The following is a 3,004-nucleotide window of genomic DNA, read 5'->3' as shown; positions in this document are numbered from 1 at the left end:
CATCCGCCCCGTGGTCACCGCCTCGCGCGGCACGGTCAGCGGGTTCGCCGCCTACCCGGTGGTGGACGAGGATTACTGGCGCGCCATCTTCGACCTCGATTTCTCGAGCATCCCCGAGGATGACGACACGCCCATCGACCTGCGCATGTTCGTCGAGGTCGACAAACAGGAAAGAAAAAAGACCTGGCTGAGTCAGCTCTTCCCGTCGCAGATGCGCACGCTGCTGGCCTCCCGGCCCTGAGCCCTCCCCGAGGGCGCCCGTCGCGCATGGCGACGGGCGCCGCTCATGGCGCAAGGGTCAGGCGGGCGCGCCTACGCGCTGGCTGCAGCCGCCCTCGCCCGTGTCGAGCATCTCGCCCGTGGCGGAGTCGTGAAACCACCAGCGATAGCTGTCCGCCCCGAGCTCGAGCCGAAGCAGCCCGAGATGCCCGAACACCGCCGAGGCGGTGGTCGGCGCCACCGGGCGCACCTTCGATGTCTCGCCCCCGGTACCCACCACGAACTCGAGCAGCCCGTCGCTCCGATCCGGCGCGCCATCCCCGGCCAGCGGCAGGGAACGTTCGTAGAAGTGGTTGTGCCCGTTCAGCACCAGCGTCGCCCCAGCAGCCTGCAGCGTCCGGAAGAGCGCCGTGGCGCTGTCGAGCCCGCCGCGTTGCTGCAGCGAGTAGGCCGGCCGGTGGTAGAAGGCCAGCACGCAGGCCTCGGGCGCCGCAGCCAGCGTGTCCGACAGCCATTGCGCCTGCGGTGAGCCCGCCCCGGCCTCGACCTCGCTGTTGAGCGACAGCACCAGCCAATTGCCGGCATGGGCGGCATAGTAGCCCTCCGAGCCCAGCCCGGCCCGCCCGGCCCAGCTTTCGTAATAGCCGAAGGCGCCGGGCGTTTCGTACTCGTGGTTGCCCGGCGTCGGCAGAATCCGCGGCCTCTCCTGCCCCCAGACCTGGTCGAAGCAATCCGAGAACTCGCGCGCGGTGCCCGAGTTGTAGACCAGATCCCCCAGCGCGAGGATCGGCGCGTCGGGCCAGCGGTCCGCAAGCTCGGCGGTGGCCGATGCGGGCACGTGGCTGGTGTCGAAGGGCGAAGCCAGCCCCAGCAGGCCGGCGGTCGCAGGCAGCACATGGGCGAGGTTCAGACGCTCCGGGCAATCGGCGATGTCGCCCACCGCGAGCAGCGTGATGCTCTCGTTCTGGCCGTCGTAGGCCGCGTCCAGAATGCGCTGAGGCTCGCTCTCGGTGCCGCTCCAGGCCGACCGGTCCTGCCCGTGCATCAGGAAGGAGGCGTAGCCGAACCACTGCCCCTCGATCGCCGTCACCAGCAGTGCCGCCGCCACAAGGGCCGCAAGCCCCGCTCCGATCCGTTTCATCATGATCTCTCCGCCGTCCTTGCGGCTGTCTTTTGGTTTGGCGCCAGGGTCAGGTCGTCCTCGAGCAGGTCCTCGACGAACCAGGCCCCGAACTGCGCACGCCCCGAGACCCCGGCCTTGGCGTAGATCCGCGTGAGCTGCGCCCGCACCGTGCCCTGCGCGGCGCCCCGCAGAGCGGCGATGTCGGACACGTCGAGCCCCTTGAGGGCCAGCAACCCCACGTCGCGCTCGGCGGGCGTCAGGCCCCAGGCCTGGAACTGCGTGGCGATGACGTCCGAGAGCTTGCCGCGGGCGGTGTCGAGCGTCCGCTCCTGCGTCGCGAGGCGCTCCAGCGCCGCGCGCAGCTGCAAGCCGCTCAGGACCACGCCGGCCACGAGGGCCAGCGCCACGAGCGACTCCAGCATCCCCTCGGGCGAGGTCGGATCGAGCAGCATGTCGCCGACCGCGTCGCCGACGAAGAACACCGCGGCGATCCCCTGCAGCAGCAGAACGGCGGCAAGCGCGAGCGGCTGCCGCCGGTCGCCACTGGCACGGGATGACTTGCCGGTCACTTCATCTTGCCTCTTCCAGTCAGCATCGGGCGCACGAGGTTGCGCCTGAGGGCCCGGCTCTCGATCACCACGCCGCCCACATGCACCATCGCGAGCAGCAGCATCAAGTTCGCCGCCAGCTCGTGAAGCTCCTTCGCGACCCCGTCGCCCTCGTGGTCACTTTCTGCCGTTTCGCTGTCGTCCACAAGAACCGACCAGTCCCCGGCGGCGACCGCGGCGCGGTCCTCGGCGATGGTGACCGGGCTCTTCATGTCGGTCATCACGAGCCCGGTGGCCACGACGATGGCAAGACAGCCCCAGAGCGCGTAGACCATGATCGCCCCCGCCGGGTTGTGCGAGGGGTATTCCGAGGGCCGCCCGCGCAGCAGGTCGCGCAGGTGCCGCAGCGCCCCCGCCGGGTCCGGCAGGAAGGCCGAGAACCGCGCCTCGGACGGCCCTACGACCCCCCAGAGCAGCCGAACGGCCAAGGTGCCGAGCGCGACCCAGCCAAGCCAGACGTGCAGGTTGCCGCCCGGCTTGCTGAGCAGCCCGTTCACCAGCACCACCCCGGCGATCAGCCAGTGGCTGATGCGCACCAGCGGGTCCCAGGGATCGGGAGGAAGGGGCGCCGCCTCGGCGCCCCGGTCGAGATCAAGCGACATGATCAGTCGTCATCCTTGATGTTGGTGACGGCGCCGGTCTTGGGGTCGATGTAGACCTCCCAGAGCTTCTGTGCCTCGTCGGTGCACTTGGCTTCGATCATGCCGCCTTCGGCCTCGAATTCGCGCACCGCGCAGCCCGCCGCTGCCAGCGCCGCGGTGGCGTCCGTCGGGTTGGTGCCGACCACGTCGCCCACCGAGGGCATGGCACTGGCGGCGAAGGGAACTGCGATCAGCGCGAGGCTGGCAAGGAAGGGTCTGGTCATCGGGTGTCCTGCCTGTGGCAATGAATGGAACGGAGCGGGATGTCTCCGCCGGCTGGACCTGAGCCTTCGGACCGGGGCCGGTCCATCGCAGAAACGCTGCCCCGGACGCGCGTAAGCGCGCGCTTACGGTGGTTTTCGGGGGATTTAGCCGGTCCGGGTGCTGTTTCTGGGCGGTGTTTTCGGGCGGGC

The 3,004-nt window shown here is 70.0% G+C and carries 4 protein-coding genes and 1 pseudogene; 1 reads left to right on the top strand and 4 read right to left on the bottom strand.

Translation table 11 applies throughout. The features are described 5' to 3' along the window. Positions 1-241: pseudogene (locus tag HC022_RS22815) on the top strand (glucan biosynthesis protein); the annotation flags it as partial. Between the two features lie 57 nt (positions 242-298). Here the strand turns inward: HC022_RS22815 and HC022_RS22810 are convergent. From HC022_RS22810 to HC022_RS22795, 4 genes are read right to left on the bottom strand one after another with little or no spacing between them, the layout of a single operon-like run. Further along, positions 299-1,360 carry a metallophosphoesterase gene (locus HC022_RS22810; RefSeq protein WP_167453930.1) on the bottom strand — a complete coding sequence of 354 codons (1,062 nt, stop codon included), beginning with the start codon at positions 1,358-1,360 and terminating at the stop codon, positions 299-301. Continuing rightward, a complete protein-coding gene (locus HC022_RS22805) occupies positions 1,360-1,911 on the bottom strand; it encodes a helix-turn-helix transcriptional regulator (RefSeq protein WP_167453929.1) in 552 nt (183 codons plus the stop codon). Before HC022_RS22805 ends, HC022_RS22810 begins: the two co-directional genes overlap by 1 nt. After that, positions 1,908-2,552: a cytochrome b/b6 domain-containing protein gene (locus HC022_RS22800; protein WP_167453928.1), complete on the bottom strand. Its 645-nt coding sequence runs from the start codon at positions 2,550-2,552 to the stop codon at positions 1,908-1,910. The genes HC022_RS22805 and HC022_RS22800 overlap by 4 nt, the downstream gene beginning before the upstream one ends. A 2-nt stretch (positions 2,553-2,554) precedes the next feature. Beyond that, positions 2,555-2,815, bottom strand: coding sequence for a PepSY domain-containing protein (locus HC022_RS22795; protein ID WP_008885532.1), 261 nt, complete (start codon positions 2,813-2,815; stop codon positions 2,555-2,557). Between the last annotated feature and the right edge of the window lie 189 nt (positions 2,816-3,004).

The organism is Salipiger sp. HF18, from assembly GCF_011806505.1.
GTDB lineage: Bacteria > Pseudomonadota > Alphaproteobacteria > Rhodobacterales > Rhodobacteraceae > Salipiger > Salipiger thiooxidans.
Note: the sequence above shows the minus strand (reverse complement) of the source record. Positions and strands in the feature narration are given on the sequence as shown.

Coding starts and splice junctions, on each gene's coding strand:
- HC022_RS22810 (WP_167453930.1), bottom strand. CDS start 1,360: ATGAAACGGATCGGAGCGGGGCTTGCGGCCCTTGTGGCGGCGGCACTG.
- HC022_RS22800 (WP_167453928.1), bottom strand. CDS start 2,552: ATGTCGCTTGATCTCGACCGGGGCGCCGAGGCGGCGCCCCTTCCTCCC.
- HC022_RS22795 (WP_008885532.1), bottom strand. CDS start 2,815: ATGACCAGACCCTTCCTTGCCAGCCTCGCGCTGATCGCAGTTCCCTTC.